Genomic DNA, 20,670 nt, shown 5'->3' with positions numbered 1-20,670 from the left:
CGAGTCCGGTCGTATTCTAGCGCCCAGTTAATCGCCCTATTATCACACCATGCGGTACAAAATACAGTCTAGCGCTGCGAATCAATCCTCGCCTGCGCCAGTCATAGACACACTGCCTCTCGTGGCGTCGAAACGCATCATCCAAAACAAAGATGCCGCCACGTCGAAGGGCATGGCTCAGCGAGGGAAGTGTTAGCATGCGGCCTTCCCCAAACGTACGGGGAGGGCCGTCGATCAGTACCATATCTATCCGGCTTTTGCCTATTGACTCTAAAAATATGGGTATATCGGTGGGGTATTTGAGGATGATTGCGTAGTTTTGCAATCGAAACGTCTCTAACAAAGACCGCGTTTCTTCGGCATATTGCTCGCTGTGTTCGAAGGCTACAACGGTAACGGGGGCCTGGGCTGATCGAGCATAATTTGCAAACAGGACTGTGCTCAGGCCGGATCCGAATTCGACAAGGGTTTTTGGCTTGTATTTCCGACACAACTCCCAAAGTAGGGCTAATGTCTCACGGGCTAGGCTATAAGGGCTTTCCATGTTGAGGAGGGCGTTTATTTGTGAATCAAAAAAAACGTCTTTGCGCGGCAGCGACGCGCGCACCCTCTCAAAAAAGCGATTAATGACAGATTCGCCTAACAGTCTGGTGGCCAAACTCAGCGTGGTCAAGCTAACGCTGACACTAACCCCCCTCCGCATGAGCGTACAGACAGCGCGGTGTAAGTGTCTGCTAATTCGTTCAACCGTTAGTGCATTCATCAGGTCGACGTGCTATTTATCCTGATGACCATACTCTTGCATCGATCCATCAAGGCGCATAGCCAAGGCGCTTCGCAGTATCGCCACACAAGTCCCATAGGAGCGACCGCTGGTGGCGAGCTAACTCATCCAACGCCGAGCCAGGATATTTGGACGCGTTATGCTTAATGGAAAGGACGGCTGAACATCGGTCGAGCATGTGCGGTTCTAAATTTAGTCCTAAGAAAGCCCATAGTGACTGGATTTGGTCATCGGAATTTGAAATAAGGTCCTCGAGACGAACCAAAGTGTATTGGGATTCGGGGATAGTCTGTGCAAATCGGAGCACAAACGAGTTTATCTCCGACCATAGCCAGCATGCTTTTTCGAATGCACTCATTTGCGACCACTGCTCGATGGTTATCTCCAGCCTGGAATGTGAATCGGATTTGGTACGTTGTGAGTCCACGAGTAATGTTCGGGGCCGGATGCGATATCGGTCTAGGCTAGCTCCCTGATACCATCCACGGGCTAGACCTGACGCAACTACGTCAGCAGGGTGGCGAACTAAGTGGATAAACTTAGTGCGCGGAATGGCACTGCGAATAGCGGGGGCGAAAAACGTTAACCAGTTCGACGTCTCGGCATAAATGCGGCGCTTCAAACATGCGCTGCTTACCAGTTTCCATCGCGCTCGATAAAGTATTCTAGCAAAGCGCGCAATTGGAGCGCATTCATGCGTGTATGCGTCTAGTGCCTCAGCGTATAGGTGGGGCCGCGGTTCATGGTACGCCGCTATGCGACTGTCGACCGCTAGCAGTTTTGTGAGTGTTAAAGTTCCACATCGACCCGTGGAAAGTACGAACACAGCTTCTGTCTTTCTGAAAACAAAGGGCGAAATACAACGGAGCAGAGCATTTTTTAGCGGCCGGGAATTCATATCATACATAGCTGTGAACTGGCAGCAAATGTATATCGGCAGTGCTGGTGCTGGCGGCGAGGACACAAGGTCACTTAGCCCTTCAGGGAGAATTGAGCAAGCTCCCACCGAGATTTTGGAATGTACAGGGCCTTTTCGTAATTTACACGATGAAGGTGTCCCATTTCTGGCGAATCTGCAACTTCGAGCGGAACGTTCGTTACTTGATCAAGTGACCTTCCTTGGCTGGAGAGGTATACAGACAACCTGTAATGTCCGGGAGCGAGGCGGAGTTGTTCAAGGGTTAGGCGTAAGACTGATCCGGGTTTAATTTCCAGACCTCGGGGCGAACTGTAGAGGGTAGTCCAGGTCACCACCCTTTGCCCAAGCAGTGTCAAAATGCGGAGGCTGAAGTGCGCGTGATTGATCGTTTCTGTTGGTTCTAGTTCTAGCTCAATGTGCAAGTCGTTTCCGAACCGGTGCACAGCCGTAGAGCGATCATTTGCGTCCACGAAACGCAGCTTCTTGATTACCGGCTTCAGGTGACTAGGGCGATGCGCGTGGGAAAGATCGAACTCGCCTTGAGAAGGATAGCTGCTATCAAGGTGATTCTGAACCGCTAGATCCGTAGAACCGTCAAACGCCACACATCCGCCTCGCAGAAGTATTCCCCTTTGACACAGCGCTTCCACGGCCGCCATGTTGTGGCTGACAAAGAGGACGGTGCGGCCGGAGCGGGAGACTTCGTTCATCTTGCCCAGGCACCGCTTCTGAAACTCGGCGTCGCCGACGGCCAGCACTTCGTCGATGATGAGGATTTCCGGATCGAGGTGGGCGGCCACGGCAAAGGCCAACCGCACCTGCATGCCGCTCGAATATCGCTTGACGGGCGTATCGATGAACTTTTCCACGCCCGCGAATGAGACGATGTCGTCGAATTTGCGGCGGATCTCGGCCCGGGACATGCCTAAAATCGCCCCGTTGAGGTAGACGTTTTCGCGACCGGTCAGTTCGGGGTGAAAGCCGGTGCCCACTTCCAGCAAGCTGCCCACCCGCCCGCGGATTTCGGCGTATCCGCCCGTCGGTTCGGTGATGCGGCTGAGGATTTTGAGGAGCGTGCTCTTGCCGGCGCCGTTGGGGCCGATAATGCCCAAGACCTCGCCGTGCTTGACCTCGAAGGTGACATCCTTGAGCGCCCAAATCTGGCGGTCGGTATCGACCTTTTCCTCGACGGTGGCACCGTTCGCCTTCCCGCTGATGATACGCCGAATCGGGGAGACGACGGCGTCCTGGAGGGTTTCGCGAAAGGTTTTGAAGCCGATGCGTTCGCCGAGAAAGAACTTCTTGCTGAGGTTTTCGGCACGAATGGCAATGTCGGACATGGGTTCTTATCGGGTGGGGCGCGGTTCAGACCGGCGTTGTCGGCGATGGAGGACGACGGCTTACCACTGGAGTATTCAATACAATCGGTCGGCCGAGGCACCCTTCGGGCCCGTGGGGTCCGGCCCCGATCGGCCGACCCTTTCGGGCTATCAAGCGAATGGCATTTCCATTACCCTAGCTTGCCGGGGGTTCACAGGGAAAGCCCGGCCCGACCGTTTTCGCCGGTTCGGCCCCGGCTTGCTTCCGGATGCGCCGTGGGCACCGATGGTACCGCGGGAAGCCCGATCCTTCGGAGTCGTTGCCGTAAGCCGGACGACCAAGCAAGGCGATCAAATCAAGTCGGCAACGAGGCGTTCCATCCGCCGGAAGTAGAACATGCCTCCCAGCAAGATCAGTGCCGTGGCGGCCGCGGAAAGCGCAAGCATGGGACCGGGACCGTGCGAGGTGCCGAGCAAGGCCCAGCGAAAGCCCTCGATGACCCCGGCCATGGGGTTCAGCGAATATAAGGTAAACGCCCAGGGGGGAAGCTTCCCCTGGATGGACTCGACGCTATACACGACGGGACTGACGAACATCCCGACCTGGACCACGAAGGGAATGACGTACTTGAAATCGCGGTAAAGGGCGTTCAAGGCGGAGAGCCACAAGCCCACCGCAAGCGAAGCCATCACGGCCAGGAGCATGAATAGCGGCAGCGTGAGGACGGCCCAACCGGGATAGATGCCGTAATAGGCCATCAGCCCCAGCAGCGCGACCAGCGACACGCTGAAATCGACGAGCGTGGAGAGGACGGCCGAGGCGGGAAGAATCAATCGCGGAAAATAAATCTTGGTGATCATGGCGCGATACTGCACCAAGATGTTGCCCGACTGATTGAGCGATTGGGCGAACAGCGTCCACGGCAGCATGGCGCAGAAGGTGGAAACGGGATAAGGGATGCCTTCGGGCGTCGGCTCGTTGCCTTTGCCCATCAACAAGGCAAAAAGCACGCTGAAAATTCCCGTGGTCATGAGGGGCTGCAAAACGGCCCAAGCCGCGCCCAAGATGGTTTGCTTATAGCGGATGCTGATCTCGCGCCAGGCGAATGTGAACATCAGCTCGCGGTAGCGCCACACCTCTCGGAGGTCGAGGGATCGCCACCCACCGGTGGGGATAATGCGAGTGATGGGCACGTCGTCGGGCAAGGGCGGCGGGGGGGTCGGGCGAGCGTCCTCCGCCTCGCGCTCAGGCTCCGCGTCGAGGATATCTTCGGCGACGCCCTCCGCCGGGACGCCAACGGCCTCGGTTGCGTCCGCCGCGGTTGGGGCGGACACTTCCGCCGGCGAGGCCGTTTCGGTTTCGGTATCGGGCACGTGTTTCATCGGTGACAATTCGCTCGCGTGTTTCCTTGCAGACGCCGATTTCACCAATCTTGGGCCATCACCGCCAAGCGGCTCAGTACTTCCTTGGCGAAATCGAGCGCCTGATCTTCGACCATGGTCCCCGAAGCCGGGCAGTGCAGCATCACTTTCAACAGGGCCGGTCGGGACGACTCTCCGCGGTACTTCCAGAAGAAGGTCCGAACCACGTCACGATCGGCGGCGAAAGAACCGCCCAATTGATAACAATATAGCACGGTGGCGCGGTTCGAGCCGTCCTCGCGCTCCAAATTGAGAATGCGAATGCTGCCTTTTTCGCCGGAATTCAGGGTCAACGGCCGATCGACGGTGCTTCGGACCCGCCAGCCCGTTCCCCCATAACACAACTCGGGCGGGTGTGGCAGCTTGAACTCGGGCTGGGTGAAAACGGCGATATGGAGGGCGATGTTTCCGCCCCCCGAAGTGAGGTAGAGGCGATCGAGCGTAATGGTGGTCCCCAACGTTTGAAAGATGGCGGGATCCAACTCCTGATCGACACCCCGCCACGCGCCAATTTCTTCCGGCAATGCGGCAAGTTTCGATTTTTCAGGGATGCGGACGGTGGAAGGTATGGAGCGTGATGCGGCCCAACGTGCTCCGAGGGCCACGCACGACATCAAGACCACGGCGAGCACGCAGCGGAATACGAAGCCGCGGGTTGAAAACTGTCCCGCGGTCGGCGCGCCGCCCTTCGTTGAGGGAACCGGCGAGGATTGCGGGGCATTCACGGGCGTTCGTTTTTTCGTCACGTCGTTTTTCCGATTCACGATGGCGGCCTGTGTCAAAGTCTAACTTTGAGTCGTCCGTTGCTCCGGGAGACGCGAACTCGGGGCGGACTTCACACGGGTATCAATTGGAGGGACAGTGCGAACTACGGCGGCAGGCTTCACCTTGGGACGGGGACTCTTTTCGGCGGTCGCACCGATTTTCGTTCCGGCAAGTGCGGGCGCGGAGCGGTACTTCCTGCCGATTCTTGCCGGGCATCGCCGTCGGAGGTCGCCGAATACCCTAGCTCCGCTATGTGGCGTTCGAGGTGGCCGACCTGATCGCAAACGACTTGCATCAGATCCTGCATGGGCTTGCCATTCCGCCAGACACGGAATTTGGTTTGGCCGATGGGTCGTTGCTCCGCCATCACGGGGATGGTCAGCTCGACGATCGGAAGCTCCAGGTTTTCGGAAGATGCGTCCCACATGGCGTGGAATCGCTCACCGCATCGAACATGGTGAAACTCGACCACGATGGAACGAATGACCGCCGGTTCCGCCATGCCGCACATTTGCCGGAAAATGTCGCCCCAGGGTTTGGCGCCCTCTTGCAGGAACACCACGATCTCGTTGTTCGGGTCAGCGGCGGGAGTCGGTCGTAATAGACGCTTGGCAAGCCGCTTACACTTACGCCAGAGCAAACCCAACTCGCTGCGTCCGAACCAACCACCGGCGACCAGGCCGACGAGCACGGCGGCGATAGTGACCAGCGCGATGACGTCGTTGCCCAATGCGACGCTCGCCAACGCGGCCAGGCACGTCACGGCGGAGAGCAAAGCCACGCAAATCAAGACGTAAACATTGTTCGAGAACCGCTGCATTAACCGGTGGTGGAGGTGGCTGCGGTCCGGGGAATAGATGCTGCGACCCGTCAACTTGCGACGGAGAATCGCCAACGCGGTATCGAAAAGGGGCAACGTCCACAAAGCGAGCGGGGCCGAGATGAGCAGCGTCGCAGGCCCCTTCAGCGAGGCTCGCATCACCATAGCGCCCAGCATCAGGCCGATCAGCATGCTGCCGGCATCCCCCAAGAAGATTTTGGCGGGCGGGAAATTGTAGGGCAAAAAGCCCAACAAAGCCGCGGTGAAGACTAGAGCCACGAACGCCACGCCGAGGTGGCCCGTCAGACAGGCCAAAACTGCCACGGCAGCACTGCACACGATGCCGATCGTGGCGGCCATTCCGTCCAGACCGTCTAGTAGATTGATTGCGTTGATCGTACCGACAAACCAAAGCAAAGTGATGGGAAATGCGGCATAAGCGAGGTCCCAGGTATCACCGAAAACGCTGATCCGCGAGATCTGAAAGCCGCCGAAGTACATCAGGGCGGCGACGGCGATTTGTCCTAGCAATTTCCATCGCCCCCGCATGCCGAAGCGATCGTCGTACAGTCCCAGGGCGGTGATGCCGGTGCTCCCGACGAAGACGACGAGCAAGTCGAACCAGTCCTTGCGGACATGGAAGCCCCACGGATTGGCGACAAGGAACGTGCCGCCCAGTACCAGCCCACAGGCCGCCCAAATCGCCAGCCCGCCGCCGACGGGCGTAGGCCGTGCATGGAGTTTCCGCGTTTGATCGGGGCGGTCCACCAAGCCCCAGCGATCGCCCCAACGGACCATGGCGCCCGTCAACGCACAACTAATTAGGCAGGCGAGCGCAGCGCTAACCGCGGAGAAGAGTATCATGGGTGCACCGTCCTCGGATGCCGAAGTGCTACGGATGCGAACGAACGCATATCAGTTTTGAGAATCCGCCTCGGCCGCCGTCGCGGCGTATCGCGGATCGTCGTAGTAAACGTCTTCCGCCGCGCCCGTGACCACGGCGCCGAGCAGGCGGACGTTAAAGGCGTCCAGGACCTTCCGCGCGGCAGTGACCTTCGGCAGGCGACTGGTGTCGCGGAGCACGGAGAGGATGACGCCGTCCACGGCGGTACTGATGAATCGCGTGTCCGCCACGGGGAGGAGGGGGCTGCCGTCCACGATGACGAAATCGAACTTGTCCCGCAACTTACGGAACAGGCTGCCGACGGCGCCGTTGGCGAGGACGGCCATGCCGAAGCGCGACCATGTTCCCGCCGCGATGAGTGAAAGGTTCTCGAGGTGGGTCGCCTGGATCGTCTCTTCCAGGGTGACCTCGGCACGCAACACCTCGCTGACGCCCGGACTTCGGTCCACGCCGAAGACCGCGTCCAGGGACGGACGTCGCAGATCGAAATCGACCAGTACGACGTTTTGGCCCATCTCCGCGAGCGTTGCCGCAAGCTGGGAAGAAAGCGTCGTCTTGCCCTCGCCTCCCACGGCGCTGGTTACCAGGATCACCCTCGACTTATCGCCGCCGGGACTGCGGATCAACCGCGCGGCAATTTGTCGCACCGCTTCAGAAAAAACCGCCCGCCAGTGTCGGTGTCGCTTGCTATCGGACGACAAGGCTCGGGTCGCCCGTCTGGGTAACAACGGCACCGTTCCCAGGACATCCACGCCGGCGTCCTGCGCCACCTCGGCGGAAGTGTTCACGGTCTTCCGACGGGTATCCCACCAGAGGATGGCGAAACCCGGCAGGCAAAAACCGCCGAGACCGCCCAGGACCGACAATTGCAGGCGACGATCTTGATCGCTGATTCGGGGAGCCTCGGCCCGCTGAACGAGCGTGATCCGGGGCTTCGATCGCAGTTCGATGCGGAGCTTGTTCCGCTCTTCGGCGATGGTCGCCAAGGTTTTTCGCGCCAGGTCGACCTCGGCACGCAGAAACTCCACTTCGATCGAGCCCTTGCCGAAGGTCTCGGCCGTCTTTCGCACCTCCTCGACCTCTTGCTGCAACTGCGATTGCTGCTGTTCGAGGATCGCTAGCTCGAATTTCAAGCTTTCTAGATCCTCATCCAGCGTCGCCAACCGTTTTTTCTCCAACTCTTGCTTCAGTTCTTCCCGTCGAGCCTGAATCTTGGCGTCGATCTCGGCCAACTCCCGGGAGTAGCGACCTTCGTATCGATTCGCGAATTCCGGCCGAACGGTCTCCCGCATCTGGGCCGTCAAGGCCTTCAATTCCGCTTGGCGCATCTGCAACTGAACCATGACGGGATCCACACGACCGGCGGCATCGATTTCCGATTCGGAGATTTGAATTTGCGCGGCCTTGTCCCGGATGGCGTTCTTCAGCGCGATTTCCCCTTGCGTCCGCATGATTTTCAGACTCACGCCGACCAATTCGCTGCGATAAGTCGAAAACTGCTGCAAGGTGATCTGTTGCTTGAGGGTCAACGCCTGGGAATCGCCGGTCTCCAGTTGCGCACTGAGTTGCTTGAGGTCGTTTTGCAGTTTGCGAACCTCGCTCTCTTTTTCGACGTACAGTTGGTCGAGTTCTCCTAAGCGATTGCGGCGCTCGTTTTGTTCGACCTCGACGACTTCCTCCATATAGGCGTCAACGATGGCGTTCACCAGTGCCGCCGCTTCATCACCTTTTTCGGTGGCTATGCTGACCTGCATCAGTTCGGCGTTGCCGGGGTAACGAACCGACAGGCGTTCACTGACCCACTGCACGGGGTCAGGTTCGTTCTGGATGCTTGCCAGCCTTGCGACTTCCGGGCGACGGAGGGCCGAGACGAGAACAAAACGACTGCGAAGATACTCAAGCTGCGTGCTCTTGTAGATGTCGAAGTTGCGCGAGTCCCCCGAGGACTGAAAGAGCACGGCTTGATTCGCCGCGGACACTCGGATCAAGGCCGTCGCACTGTACCGGGGAACCACGAGAAACCAGGCCGCGCCAGCGCAGACTGCCGCGGTTACCAAGCCGAGGAAGATGACCGCCGGCCACCTCCGCCGAAAGGCGTGCAGATAGGCGCCGATTCCGCCGCCTTGAGCATGTTGCTGCTCCGGCGATTGCCATTCGGCGTCGATATAGAACGGGGGACGCGAGTTCAGCACCGCAACCGACCCTGTTCCGGCAGGTACGGCCGCCGTGCTGCCCGCTGACACGTTACTTTCGCTCATGCCTTTTCTCTGTTCGAAAAACCCAGTTGCCGCGTCGAAGTCGTGCCAACGTCCATTTTCAGCCCGTGAAGCTCACTCCGTCAAGCATTTTCCAAGAATTCGCGAGTGATTGATCGCGAGAGATGTAACCTACGCAAATGGCATTCCACATACTCGCGATCTCGAAACGGAGTCGAAAGGCGGTCCTAGGCCGATCCGCCGGCCAGCGTTGGTTTCCTTTTTTCACCTTGTTGCTTGGGACGTTCCATTGGGACAACAACCGGCGCCGTCTCCGACTGCTGCACCAGAATCCGATCCAGCAGATATAGCTCAATCCATACCAAGACCACGGCGGCGGGCATCATCAGCCAACCGGCCAAATCGTGCTGCATGTTTGTGCCCACTAAGTTCAGTTCGTGCAGCACCCCGGTCACCGTGATCCGGATGATGTTCGCGGCGAGGGCGTTCAGCGGAGCGCTCACCACGACCAAAATGCGATCCAAGAGGGGACGCCGCATGATGAAGGCTGCCGCAACGCATACCGCTACGAAAAGGCTCATCATTTTCAGGCCGCTGCATGCCTGGACCACTTCCAATTGCCCGTCACGTAGGGCAATTACGTTACCTTCCGCCATAGCCGAAACCCCCAGCGTTTGGAGCAGGAAGGTCGAAGCGATCGTAGCCGCGCGTTGGAGCGGATGACTCAGCAAGGTGGATACAAACCCCGGTAAGGGCAGCATGAAGATCAGGAACAAGGCGCTTGGCCAGGCCCAGCGAAAGGCCCCCCAGCCTCCCAGGAGCAAAATCAAACCGAAAACGCAGGGCACGATGGCGGCGGGATCTAAGATTCTGGCAAACAGAATCAACGAGGCTGCACGTATGACTCCGGCGAGGATGAGGCAGGCGATTCCCATCGCGACGGCGGACCAGGTGGGCGAAAAACGAACCTCTCGCAACATCCCTCGGCGCTGCCAAAGCAGGTAACCGGATACCACGGGCACGAGGAACCCGTGCGTATAATCGGGATCCCCCGCCCAACGCTGGAGCAAAACGCCCCAGGCGTCCCAAAAAAGCGCGATGAAGACGCCGATCACGACCACGAGTGCCGCGAGGATAACCCATCGATGAGTATTAAACCGCGGGATACCGGGAGAGTCCGTCGCAACCTCGTTCACAGTATTACGCTCCTAGTCCACCGTTGAACTATTTCCAACTCGGCTTTCCGCAGGGCAGACCGTGCAATTCCAGGCGTGATGGCTACCCGTCGGCTGAAGTCGGCCCAATTCTGCACTCCGTCCCCGTGGGGTACGGCACCGGATTGCTCCGCCACCGACCGAGCATTCCAAGCATTCTAGCAACGGGCCTGGACGCCAAGTGTCCAACCAGCAGGCCGGGCCCGTGCCTTATCGCCATCCAATGACGGTGAGCGAGGTCGCCGCCCCGACCTTCCGCTACAGGGAGCCACCAGTGCTTATGAGCGAGAGCTAGTAGCAAATTCGATTCCGCTGATGTCTTCCCTGAGAGACTTAACGCATTGGTTTTCCGGTCGAACCAAGCGATTGATGGCGAGAATTTTGTTTGATCGAAGACATCACGATTGTCTAAGAGGGTTCGTCCGTCGCGAAGATTGTTCATGGATTCCGCCCCTTGCCTCTGCGATCTATACCTCCCTGCGTCTGGCGACTGAAGGAAACACCTGGATCCTCGCCCCGTAAGCCCATTACGGTTTCGAATATAGTCAGGCCTCTTGCCTAACGCTATCACCAGTTCGAGGGGATTTGCGAAATCAACGAAGGATTGAGCCGCGGACAAAGTTTTTCCGATTTAGTGCGATCAAATTAGCTAAAACCCCTCAAGCGGGCTATTGTATGCGTTAACAGCCAGACTACAATTCGCAAGGTTGCAGTGTAATCTACCCATCTTCCGGAGTTATCAGCCATGTCTCTCGCTGGCCGCGCGTCACAGGTCGTTTTCGCGTCACTCGTGATCTCGCTTTGCTGGGCAGGGCGCGGCGCTCAAGCCGAACCGCTGCTCCAACTATATTTGGAGGGCGGCGTGTACGATAGCTCCACGGAGAGCTGGTACATCGCCCCGCCAGGGTCTTCGGCAGGTGAGCCTTTCCGTTTGTGGGTGATAGGCAATACCTATCAGGCGGGGATTATCCATGATGTCCGCCTTTCGATGGCCTATGCCGCAGAGCACCGTACCGCCGATCGGGATCTGACTGTGACCTTGTCGCCCATGACGGCAAATCTCATTTCGGATCCGTCCCTGCCGACGGCGCCGACATTCGTTCAATTTGGAGCGGCGGGGACGGTCCCCTTGTTGGGGGATGGTTCGCCACTGCCGGCCCACGGTATCTTCGGCGCCAACACGGTATGGCAGGAATGGTTGCTGGGTGACTTTCAATTACGAGACTCGCCGCTCGGCGACTTCGTGGAGACTTTTCCGACAAGCTGGAAGGCAAATGCCGCCCAAGTGAATGTTTATGACATCGCTGTTCAATTCTCAAACGGCGACTCGGCGCACGGAGTGCAAGTGCATTTCGACGTGTACAACCACGTTGAGGGCGCCAATCATGTGAAGTACAAATTCGCCCCCTTTTCGCACGATGCCGATGGTACGGTTGACGTTGTTCCGGCCCCCCCGGCTCTCGTGGGTCTCATCGGATTAGGCGCCTTCCTGCCTTTCGGAGCCCGGCGATTTCTGCGGGCTCCGAAAAGCTGAGGCTTGACGGCCGGAATGATCCGGCGGCGAGACGCTTACTTCGCCAGCACTTGCCTGGCGCGTTCCACCACGTCTTCGCCGAGATTGCTCTCGATGACTCGATTGAGGGCTGCGGTGATCGCGGCTCGAGCATCGGCAGGCAGTTTATCCGCAATCGCCACGGCGGCCGTGCCTGCGTCCTTCTTCACCTCCGGGTCGCGAACCAAGCTTGTCGCAAGTTCCAGCCCTGCCACGGTCGGGTATCGGACGAGCACTTCGAGAACGAGCTTCTTTTCGTCCGCCCGGGTCGCAACGCTCAGCGCATCACGGCACATCGCGATTCTCTGTTCAAGCGGAACCTCCAATTGCCGGGCAATCCGGATGTAGCCTCTTAAGGCCCGAACGCGGTAACGGGCGCCGCCGTTTTTTGCAAGATCGAGCAAAACGGGCGCCGCGTCCGCGGACATCCATTCACCCAAAACCCGGCTTACGGCGTCTTGCACCGAATCGTCGCCCGTCAAACCCAGATCCCGAAGGGCTTGGAGTGACTTCGCGCCGGGCACCGTGCTTAGCAGTTCGGCCAAACGGGGTCGCAGCGCAGGCGGTGCGCGTCGAATCGCTGCCATCAGCTTTTCCGCCGTGCCGTCTCTCGCCTCCATCCGACTGCACGCCGTGACCAATGCCTGGAGGGCCGCATCGACCTCCTCCGGGGAAGTGCCCCGCACCCCAATATCCAACAGCGTATCGAGGTTCGCGTAATCCACGATCATCCCCAAAGCGCGGATGGCCGCCAGTCGGACTTTGGCATCGGATTGCTTCAGTTCATTCAGCACTTGGGGCAGCGCCGCCGTTACCGTCCGTCGTCCGATCGCATCCAAAACGATCACGCGATCCGAGCCTGTCGCGGCTTCGAGTGCCTCGATCAGAGCGGAGTCGGTGTTCTTATCTTGGATGGCGGAAATGCTTTCCAGTGCCGTTTCGCCCAGGCCGCCGCTCTGAGCAGCTCGCAGCAAAGTCGGGACCGCCGAGGCATCACCGATTTGGCCCAGGATACGAACCGCGGCCGCTCGAACATCCCAACTCCCCGTCGCGGCGGCTTCACGAATCGCCTTGACGGCGACCGAGCCGCCGATATCGCCCAGGGCTTCCACCAACGCCGCTGCGCGGATATCCTGCGGCGGCAGCGGGGCGCCGATTTGGAGTCCCTCACCCTCTCGCAGCGTAAGCTCTTTCCTCTCTCCGCCCAACTCGTAGGTCAAACGTAATTCCTTGACGACGCCGGGGGCCGGGTCTCCAGCCAATCCGTTCGAGGCTTGAACGAACAGAGAACCGCCGCGAATCATCCCGGTCAGGGCGTCCGTTACGTCCACCATTTGGTCGCCTGCTCCATAGACCGCTTTGACAACCGTCAATCGCGGGGCTTCCGTGGCCGCGATCGAATCGCGTTGCGCCAACTCCGCGGCGATCGCTTCGGCGACTTGCGGGGTTTTGATCTCTCGCGCCGTCGTGAGCGCCATCCCGAAAAGCTCGCGATCCTCCGACTTCAAGCAGGAAAGAAACAACTGAAACCCTTCGTCGTCCCCAATCAGGATCAATCCCCGAACAGCCTCCAGGCTGCGCGGACTCGGAACGTCGGCGTTGCGAACGCGTGCGTAGAGATCTTTGGCTTCGTCCTTCGCGCCGCTCAACCGGCGTTGCTCTGCGATCAGGATTATGCCCTCCGCCGCCGCATTGCGAACGGTTGGATCGGAGTGCGTCAAGGCAGGCTCCAGCGCGGTCACGGCCGAAGGCGTGCCGATCCTTCCCAAAGCCGCTGCCGCCGCCGCAGCCGCCACGGGATCGTTTCCGTTCAAATGCTTCGCCAAGACATCCACCGCTCCGGCATCGCGCCGAACGCCGATGGAATTCAGAACGCCGATCAGAATACGCCCTTGCAAACGGCCCGCTGCTTCGCGTAACACCCGATCGGCCGCCGGATCGGGAATGGCTTCCAAGGCGATTCTGGCCCAGGAGTTCAATTCAGGATCATCGAGCAGCGGTGCCAAGGCCGCTGCGGCCTGAGGTCCGCCGTAAATCGCCAGCTTCTTGCAGGCCAACGCTTTATCGGCCTTAGGCGCGTCCGATTTCACAAGCGCGATCAATTCCGCCTCTTGATTAGCGCCGGCCGATTCGGCCCGCGCTTGTCCGAAATGCGAGGCAAGGACGCACGCAAGTCCCAGCGTCGCGAAGAAATATCCACGCGCGAGAGTTTTCGCCGAGAAATTCATGGGAAGCTACTCCTGATGATATGCAATAGGGCGAACAGGAAATCGCAAGCACACACGGAAATCATAGACGCCACGGTTCTCGCAGGGCTTCGGAGCGGAGTCGGTTGGCCTGTTCATCGTCGATGAATTCACACCGTACGGGATCGAACTTGACGGTTCGACCCAAGAAAATCGCGATGTTCGCGGCGTGGCAGGTAATGTGCGAATAGCAGGCCACATCGGCCGAGGCCTTGGGTTTGCCGCGGGTCTTTACACAGTCCAAAAAGTCCCGGACGTGGAACGTCGCCGGGTAGCCGCCGATTTCGGCCACACGTCGACCGGCGAGCAATGCCGGCGAGCTAAGCGCCAGCTTGCCGCTGTCGCCCGTCTCGACCCAACCGGCGTCGCCTTCGAACCGGACCGGGCAGGAGCCTAACGGCAACCAACCGTCATTCCGAATGATTAGCTGAACCCCGTTGGCGTATCGAGCGGTCACGCGTTCGCCCTCGGGCGGGTGATACTCGACGGGCGCGGTGTGATCGGCGTCGTTCGCCCATTGGCAGAGATCCACGCAGTGGGACCCCCATTCCAGGACGCCGCCGCCCACCATGCCGCCGCCTTTCTCGAAGTTGAAACCGTCGAGCAATCGAGAGTTGAACGGTCGCCAAGCGGCGGGGCCGAGGTACATATCCCAATCAATTTGCTCCTTGGGCGGTTCAGGCTCCGGCGGCAACCAACCGCTCATACCCGTCGCCAAGCCGGCCGGGTGGGCATGCACCGCCTGAAGTTTGCCCAGCTTTCCTCGCCTTGCCAGTTCTACCGCAAACGCGAAATGGGGCAGATTGCGGCGTTGCGTACCGGCTTGAAACACCCGACCCGTTCGCCGAAAGGTCTCCGCGAGGGCCAAGCTTTGCGCGATATTCTTGGTGCACGGCTTTTCGCAATAGACGTCCTTCCCTGCCTTGGCGGCGGTGATGGCTGCCGTCGCATGCCAATTCGGTCCGGTCGCGATCAGCACGGCATCGATGTCGTTGCGATCCAGCAGTTCACGAAAATCCCGATAGACGTAGCAAGCCGTGTCGCCGTTTCTTTGATCCACCATGTTTTTTGCGGCCGCGCGTCGCGCCTCCTTGATGTCGCACACGGCAAGGCAATGGACGTCCGGTTCTTGAAGAAAGCAGGTCAAATCGTACGTGCCACGATTGCCGATGCCGATGGCTCCCAACCGAATTCGTTCGCTGGGTGCCGCGCCCTGCAATCCCAAAGCACGCCCGGGTATCCATGCCGGCAGCGCCAACAAGGCCGAAGCGCCGCATCCGTAGCGAAGCACGGTTCGTCGGGAAACGCGACTGGGGTTTTTCATGGATGAATTCTCCCAATAGAGCACTCGGATCGCAAGAAAATCGCTTGTCCTCGCATTTCGTCAAGGAGGGGCAAAGAACGCGTGCTATGTTGACACGTCTGCGTTGGCCTGTCAACCGACGGGGCGGCCCAGTTGAGCCACCTCGACGGCGCGGAGCAACCCCCGAGCCTTGTTCAAGGTTTCCCGCCATTCGTTCTCGGGAATACTGTCCGCCACGATTCCCGCTCCCGCCTGAATGTAGGCCTTTCGGCCTTTCACAACGAGCGTGCGGAGGGCGATGCAGGTGTCCATGTTGCCGCAGAAGTCGAAGTAGCCGACGGCCCCGGCATACGGCCCGCGCCGGACGGGTTCCAATTCATCGATGATCTGCATGGCTCGGACCTTGGGCGCCCCGGACACCGTGCCCGCCGGTAAACACGATTGTAAGGCATCGAAGGGAGTTTTGTCCGGCGCCAGCATTCCGCAAACATTGGAAGTAATGTGCATGACATGGCTGTAGCGTTCCACGGTCATGACGTCGCTGAGCTGAATGGAACCGAAGCGACAGACACGCCCTAAATCGTTGCGCCCCAGGTCTACGAGCATGACGTGCTCGGCACGCTCCTTGGGATCGGCCAACAATTCCTCGGCGAGGCGGCGATCCTCGTCTTCGGTCTTTCCGCGCGGTCGGGTTCCCGCCAAGGGCCGGGTAATCACCTCTCCGTTGACCACCCGGACCAGGATTTCCGGCGAACTGCCCACGAGGGTAACGCTCGGGCTGCGGACATAGAACATGAAGGGGCTGGGATTGATGACCCGCAGCGCTCGGTAGACCTCGAAGGGATGGGCCTGGAGGTCTAATTCCAGGCGTTGGCTGATCACGACCTGAAAGATGTCGCCGGCCTCGATATACCCAATGCAGCGACGGACGGCTTCCTCGAAGCCCTCTTTGGTGAAGCTGGATCGGTAGGCGATTTGGGGTTCGCGGTCGGGCGGGAGATCGAACGGCCTCAAATCGGCCGGGCCGGTGCTGAGCCGCTGAACGACTTCGTCCACCCGTGCCGACGCCTCGCGGTAGGCATCTTCCGGCGAGCGGCTCTCTTTGAGGTGGGCCATCGCCACGACGACCATGGCCTTGGTCACGTTGTCGAAGATCACCATCCGGTCATAAAAGGCGAAGGCCATATCCGGGATGTGGCGATCGTCCGGCGGGGGATTGGGTAGGTGCTCGCAATAGCGAACCACGTCGTAACCCACGTAACCCACCGCGCCCGCACAAAACGGCGGCAGTTCCGGGAGGGACGCGGTACGCACGCCTTCGATCAATTTCCGCAACTCGTCTACAGGGTTATCGGCGTTGTACTGCCGGGTTTCCAGGAGCGGAGTCCCTGATGCGGATACGCCCGAGTAGGAATTGATCGTCACGCGGTGCTCGTAGGCCTCGATCTCCAAAAAAGGATGAGTCGCCAGAAAGCTATAGCGCCCGACCCGCTCGCCGCCGGTGACGCTCTCTCCCAGGAACGCACACCGCCCGTCGTCGAGTTTGTGGAAGGCCGAGACGGGAGTCAGGGAATCGCTGACGAGACGGCGGTAAACGGGCACCATGTCGGCCTGTTTTGCCAGTTCGCGGAAACGTTCGAAGTCGGGAAGGTGACAGGATTCGCTCATCAATAGCCAACTCAAAAGTTACGTCGGTCAAACGATGATCTTTCGGGCCGCGTCATCGGGACGGGAATCCGCGGTATTCTCTCGCAATAACGCGACTCCGTCGTCCGGGCAATGCGATGTTGCTCTCAGCTTATCAGGGTGTTGCGGAAGCGTCCACCGAGCCTGATCGATGAGTCGGATGAAGGCGCGGAAACAACCTGAAGCAGCCAGGGGAAACAGGTTCACCATCGCGGACACAGGGAAGATTGTCGGTCGGGAAAAGGTAGGCGTATCATTCCGAGGATCGCCTCGCTAAATTATGTTTAGATGACCTTGTCCTACAGATCACCGCGTGGGTGGGAAAACCATGAAGTGCCAGAAATGCGAGCGTCCGGCGACGTATCATATAACGGAGTTGGCAAGCGGAACTCCGATGGAGCTTCATTTTTGCGAGGAACACGCCCGAGAGTACCTTTCGAGCGGCCAAACGCCGCCCTCGGATCAGATGACGCAGATCGCGGAACAGATGGCGGAGCATCTGGTCAAGCACATGGTGGTCGGCAAGGCCGCGGAGGAGTTGAAGCGACTCGACCAGCAGACCTGCCCCTATTGCGGAATCAGCTTTCACGATTTCCGCCATCAAGGCAGACTGGGCTGCCCTTACGATTACCAAGCATTTCGCGAACAACTGGAATCGTTGATCTTGAACATTCACGGCGAGACCCAACACAAGGGCAAGCGACCGTCCAAGGGAGTCGAGGCCGCTTCCCGGAGAACCGAGCTTATTCGGTTGCGTCGAGAAATCAAAGACGCCGTGGAGTGTGAAGAATACGAGCGGGCCTCGCAACTTCGGGACCAGATCCGGGAAATTGAAGAAGCCGGGTGAGCGGCGTTCGGACGACAATCCGTCGGATCGGTCGTTGCAAGAGCGGTGCGGAATATCCATGTTGCAGGAAGGTGGAAGCGTTGTGAAACTCGACGACTTGCTGGCACGACGCGGCGAATGGTTGCGCGGCGAGGGGCCGGAATGCGATATCGTCATGTCTTCCCGAATTCGCCTGGCGCGAAACCTCGCGGACTTTCCGTTCGTGAGGCTGGCCGGTGAAACCGAGCGCCGCCAAATCACGGAGCGGGTAGAGGCGGCCTTGGCGGACAGCCCATTTTCCGGCGAGTTGCTACCCGTGCGTGTCGATGCCCTCTCCGAACTGGATCGGCACTTCTTGGTGGAACGGCAACTGATCAGCCGCGAATTCGGCGAAGGCCGAGGGGCGCGAGTGGTCTTCATCGACCGCCAAGAACGATTCAGCATCATGGTCAACGAGGAGGATCATCTCCGCATCCAGGTGATGCGGAGCGGCTTGGACTTGGAGCCGGCCTGGAAGCTGATCAACGAATTGGACGACTACCTGGAACGGCACTTGACCTACGCCTTCGATGAGCAGTTCGGCTATCTCACGGCGTGCCCGACGAACGTGGGGACGGGCATGCGCGTCAGCGTCATGCTGCACTTGCCCGCGGTGGTCATTACGCGGCAAATGGACCAAATCTTCCGCGGTTTGGAAAAGCTGGAACTGGTGGTGCGAGGCTTGTTCGGCGAAGGATCGCAAGCCATGGGGGATTTCTATCAAGTTAGCAACCAGGTATCTCTAGGCAGAAGCGAGCAGGAACTGATTTCCAAGGTCGGCGACGTGATCCCGCGGATTATCGAATACGAACGTAAGGCGCGGGAATTCCTCATGAACGAAAGTCAGGAGAATCTGCATGACCGGGTCAGCCGCGCATACGGCATTCTGAAAACCGCCCAAACCATTTCCTCCGAAGAGACGATGCACCTTCTCTCCAGCGTGCGGATGGGAGTGCATCTAGGATTGATTGCGGGACTGGACACGCCGACGCTGAACGAGCTTTTCTTGTTGACTCAACCGGCCCACGTTCAAAAACTCGTCGGGGCGGAACTCGATAGCGCAGACCGAAATATCGAACGCGCTCGGTTCTTGCGGAAGCGGCTGAACTCGTAAGGCGTCCCCGACGCGAACGCCCGAGCGGTTCCTCGCGTCTAAGCCCGCGAATCGAACACACGTTCGGTCACACGTTCACCTCGGCTTCCGGACGCCCTTCCCGGAGATATTGGCGGCGAATCGGTTCCACGTGCTCCGCGATGAATTCATCGACCTGCTCTGGGGCGCGGCCGACGAACCGACGCGGATCGAGCTCCGCTGAGAAATCCACGGCGGAAAAGGCCGGGTCCGCTTTCAATCGCTCGATGAGGTCGTTAGGCTTGCCCTCTTGTTTCACCACCGCCGCCGCCGCGTGACTGTGACGACGGATACGCTCGTGCAATTCCTGGCGATCTCCGCCCGCCGCGACCGCCGCCATCAGAACGTTTTCCGTCGCCATGAACGGAAGTTCCTCGCTCAAGTGCCGCGCGATCACTCGCGGATAGACGACCAGGCCCGAAATGACGTTTTGGCAGAGGATCAATACCGCGTCGGCGGCCAAAAACGCCTGGGGTAATACCAACCGGCGATTTGCGCTGTCGTCCAGAGTTCGCTCCAGCCATTGCACGGCGTGCGTCGTCACCGCGTTCGACTCCAAGGACGCCAGGAATCTCGCCAAGGCACAAATCCGTTCGCATCGCATCGGGTTGCGTTTGTAAGCCATGGCCGACGAACCGACCTGCTCCTTTTCGAACGGCTCTTCGATTTCCTTGCGGTGGGCCAACAGGCGGATGTCGGTCGCCATCTTGTGCGCGCTTGCGGCCATTTGGGCCAAGACGGCCAAGATTTGCGCATCGACCTTCCGCGAGTAGGTCTGGCCGGTGAGGGCATAGGATTGGTCAAAGCCCATCTTTTGGCACACGAGAGCATTCAAGCGGCGAACCTTCTCGTGATCTCCTTGAAACAGGGCCAGGAAACCGGCCTGCGTCCCGGTCGTCCCTTGAGCGCCGCGCGCCTTGAGTTCAACCAGGCGGTGCTCCAATTCGCGTAGATCCAATACGAAATCGTATGCCCAAAGGCAGGCCCGTTTTCCGACGGTTGTGGGTTGGGCGGGTTGAAAGTGCGTGAATCCAAGGCACGGCAGGTCGCGATACTCGGCGGCGAAGCGCGCCAGTCCGTCGATGACTGCCGCCAACCGCGTGCCTAGCAGTCGCAGGGCTTCTCGCATCAGCATCAAATCGGCGTTGTCCGTGACATAACAGCTTGTGGCGCCCAGGTGAATGATTCCCTTAGCGCTGGGGCAGACGTCACCGAAAGCGTGCACGTGGGCCATTACGTCATGCCGCAAGCGGCGTTCGTACTCCGCCGCCCTCGCCCAATCGATGTCGTCCAGACCCCGCTTCATCTCTTCGATTTGGTCTTCCGTGATGGGCAGTCCTAATTCGCGCTGGGATTCCGCCAAAATCACCCAAAGTTGCCGCCAGGTGCGGATGCGGCGGCGAGGGCTGAAAATATCGCTCATCGCCTGCGATGCGTACCGGGTCAACAAGGGGTTGTCGTAAGCGTTGTCGGCAAGGGGTGCGTTCACGGTATCGATTCCTGCTGCAAGGGGTTCACGCCGA

Annotated in this window: 15 protein-coding genes; 3 read left to right on the top strand and 12 right to left on the bottom strand. The window is 59.4% G+C overall.

The window, feature by feature from the left end; all coding sequences use genetic code 11:
* Window positions 1-16: 16 nt before the first annotated feature.
* From ACYQ6J_RS17995 to ACYQ6J_RS17960, 8 genes are all read right to left on the bottom strand, one after another.
* The gene (locus ACYQ6J_RS17995) at window positions 17-544 is read right to left on the bottom strand and encodes a class I SAM-dependent methyltransferase (protein WP_460185718.1); all 528 of its coding nucleotides are present in this window, start codon (window positions 542-544) and stop codon (window positions 17-19) included.
* 268 nt (window positions 545-812) lie between these two features.
* Window positions 813-1,682: a sulfotransferase family protein gene (locus ACYQ6J_RS17990; protein ID WP_460185717.1), complete on the bottom strand. Its 870-nt coding sequence runs from the start codon at window positions 1,680-1,682 to the stop codon at window positions 813-815.
* Between the two features lie 74 nt (window positions 1,683-1,756).
* The gene (locus tag ACYQ6J_RS17985; protein WP_460185616.1) at window positions 1,757-3,043 is read right to left on the bottom strand and encodes an ABC transporter ATP-binding protein; all 1,287 of its coding nucleotides are present in this window, start codon (window positions 3,041-3,043) and stop codon (window positions 1,757-1,759) included.
* Window positions 3,044-3,373: 330 nt separating this feature from the next.
* Window positions 3,374-4,405 carry an ABC transporter permease gene (locus ACYQ6J_RS17980; protein ID WP_460185615.1) on the bottom strand — a complete coding sequence of 344 codons (1,032 nt, stop codon included), beginning with the start codon at window positions 4,403-4,405 and terminating at the stop codon, window positions 3,374-3,376.
* A 41-nt stretch (window positions 4,406-4,446) separates the two neighbouring features.
* Window positions 4,447-5,190 carry an exosortase C-terminal domain/associated protein EpsI gene (locus tag ACYQ6J_RS17975; protein ID WP_460185614.1) on the bottom strand — a complete coding sequence of 248 codons (744 nt, stop codon included), beginning with the start codon at window positions 5,188-5,190 and terminating at the stop codon, window positions 4,447-4,449.
* 137 nt (window positions 5,191-5,327) lie between these two features.
* On the bottom strand, window positions 5,328-6,893 hold the full coding sequence (locus tag ACYQ6J_RS17970; protein ID WP_460185613.1) for a glycosyltransferase family 4 protein: 1,566 nt from the start codon (window positions 6,891-6,893) through the stop codon (window positions 5,328-5,330).
* A gap of 51 nt (window positions 6,894-6,944) precedes the next feature.
* The gene (locus ACYQ6J_RS17965) at window positions 6,945-9,191 is read right to left on the bottom strand and encodes a polysaccharide biosynthesis tyrosine autokinase (protein ID WP_460185612.1); all 2,247 of its coding nucleotides are present in this window, start codon (window positions 9,189-9,191) and stop codon (window positions 6,945-6,947) included.
* A gap of 185 nt (window positions 9,192-9,376) precedes the next feature.
* Window positions 9,377-10,345: an exosortase/archaeosortase family protein gene (locus tag ACYQ6J_RS17960; RefSeq protein ID WP_460185611.1), complete on the bottom strand. Its 969-nt coding sequence runs from the start codon at window positions 10,343-10,345 to the stop codon at window positions 9,377-9,379.
* A gap of 763 nt (window positions 10,346-11,108) precedes the next feature.
* Here ACYQ6J_RS17960 and ACYQ6J_RS17955 point away from each other — a divergent pair.
* Complete coding sequence (locus ACYQ6J_RS17955) at window positions 11,109-11,897, top strand: choice-of-anchor N protein (RefSeq protein ID WP_460185610.1); 789 nt, start codon at window positions 11,109-11,111, stop codon at window positions 11,895-11,897.
* Between the two features lie 35 nt (window positions 11,898-11,932).
* Here ACYQ6J_RS17955 and ACYQ6J_RS17950 read toward each other — a convergent pair whose 3' ends face one another.
* The 3 genes from ACYQ6J_RS17950 to trpE all read right to left on the bottom strand — a co-directional run bounded on the left by ACYQ6J_RS17950 (window position 11,933) and on the right by trpE (window position 17,132).
* The gene (locus ACYQ6J_RS17950; RefSeq protein ID WP_460185609.1) at window positions 11,933-14,143 is read right to left on the bottom strand and encodes a HEAT repeat domain-containing protein; all 2,211 of its coding nucleotides are present in this window, start codon (window positions 14,141-14,143) and stop codon (window positions 11,933-11,935) included.
* A gap of 61 nt (window positions 14,144-14,204) precedes the next feature.
* Window positions 14,205-15,485: a Gfo/Idh/MocA family protein gene (locus ACYQ6J_RS17945; protein WP_460185608.1), complete on the bottom strand. Its 1,281-nt coding sequence runs from the start codon at window positions 15,483-15,485 to the stop codon at window positions 14,205-14,207.
* Between the two features lie 111 nt (window positions 15,486-15,596).
* The gene (trpE, locus tag ACYQ6J_RS17940; protein ID WP_460185607.1) at window positions 15,597-17,132 is read right to left on the bottom strand and encodes an anthranilate synthase component I; all 1,536 of its coding nucleotides are present in this window, start codon (window positions 17,130-17,132) and stop codon (window positions 15,597-15,599) included.
* Between the two features lie 412 nt (window positions 17,133-17,544).
* On the opposite strand from trpE, the gene ACYQ6J_RS17935 reads away from it, so the two are divergent.
* Both ACYQ6J_RS17935 and ACYQ6J_RS17930 read left to right on the top strand, forming a co-directional pair.
* Entirely contained in the window at window positions 17,545-17,997 is a 453-nt protein-coding gene (locus ACYQ6J_RS17935) for a UvrB/UvrC motif-containing protein (RefSeq protein WP_460185606.1), read from the top strand.
* Between the two features lie 58 nt (window positions 17,998-18,055).
* Window positions 18,056-19,129, top strand: coding sequence for a protein arginine kinase (locus ACYQ6J_RS17930; RefSeq protein ID WP_460185605.1), 1,074 nt, complete (start codon window positions 18,056-18,058; stop codon window positions 19,127-19,129).
* 67 nt (window positions 19,130-19,196) lie between these two features.
* Here ACYQ6J_RS17930 and purB read toward each other — a convergent pair whose 3' ends face one another.
* Entirely contained in the window at window positions 19,197-20,636 is a 1,440-nt protein-coding gene (gene purB / locus ACYQ6J_RS17925) for an adenylosuccinate lyase (protein ID WP_460185604.1), read from the bottom strand.
* Window positions 20,637-20,670 lie beyond the last annotated feature (34 nt).

The organism is Thermopirellula anaerolimosa (assembly GCF_054657335.1).
Note: the sequence above shows the minus strand (reverse complement) of the source record. Positions and strands in the feature narration are given on the sequence as shown.

Coding starts and splice junctions, on each gene's coding strand:
- ACYQ6J_RS17950 (WP_460185609.1), bottom strand. CDS start 14,143: ATGAATTTCTCGGCGAAAACTCTCGCGCGTGGATATTTCTTCGCGACG.
- ACYQ6J_RS17995 (WP_460185718.1), bottom strand. CDS start 544: ATGGAAAGCCCTTATAGCCTAGCCCGTGAGACATTAGCCCTACTTTGG.
- ACYQ6J_RS17930 (WP_460185605.1), top strand. CDS start 18,056: ATGTTGCAGGAAGGTGGAAGCGTTGTGAAACTCGACGACTTGCTGGCA.
- ACYQ6J_RS17990 (WP_460185717.1), bottom strand. CDS start 1,682: ATGAATTCCCGGCCGCTAAAAAATGCTCTGCTCCGTTGTATTTCGCCC.
- ACYQ6J_RS17965 (WP_460185612.1), bottom strand. CDS start 9,191: ATGAGCGAAAGTAACGTGTCAGCGGGCAGCACGGCGGCCGTACCTGCC.
- trpE (WP_460185607.1), bottom strand. CDS start 17,132: ATGAGCGAATCCTGTCACCTTCCCGACTTCGAACGTTTCCGCGAACTG.
- ACYQ6J_RS17985 (WP_460185616.1), bottom strand. CDS start 3,043: ATGTCCGACATTGCCATTCGTGCCGAAAACCTCAGCAAGAAGTTCTTT.
- ACYQ6J_RS17970 (WP_460185613.1), bottom strand. CDS start 6,893: ATGATACTCTTCTCCGCGGTTAGCGCTGCGCTCGCCTGCCTAATTAGT.
- ACYQ6J_RS17955 (WP_460185610.1), top strand. CDS start 11,109: ATGTCTCTCGCTGGCCGCGCGTCACAGGTCGTTTTCGCGTCACTCGTG.
- ACYQ6J_RS17980 (WP_460185615.1), bottom strand. CDS start 4,405: ATGAAACACGTGCCCGATACCGAAACCGAAACGGCCTCGCCGGCGGAA.
- ACYQ6J_RS17935 (WP_460185606.1), top strand. CDS start 17,545: ATGGAGCTTCATTTTTGCGAGGAACACGCCCGAGAGTACCTTTCGAGC.
- ACYQ6J_RS17945 (WP_460185608.1), bottom strand. CDS start 15,485: ATGAAAAACCCCAGTCGCGTTTCCCGACGAACCGTGCTTCGCTACGGA.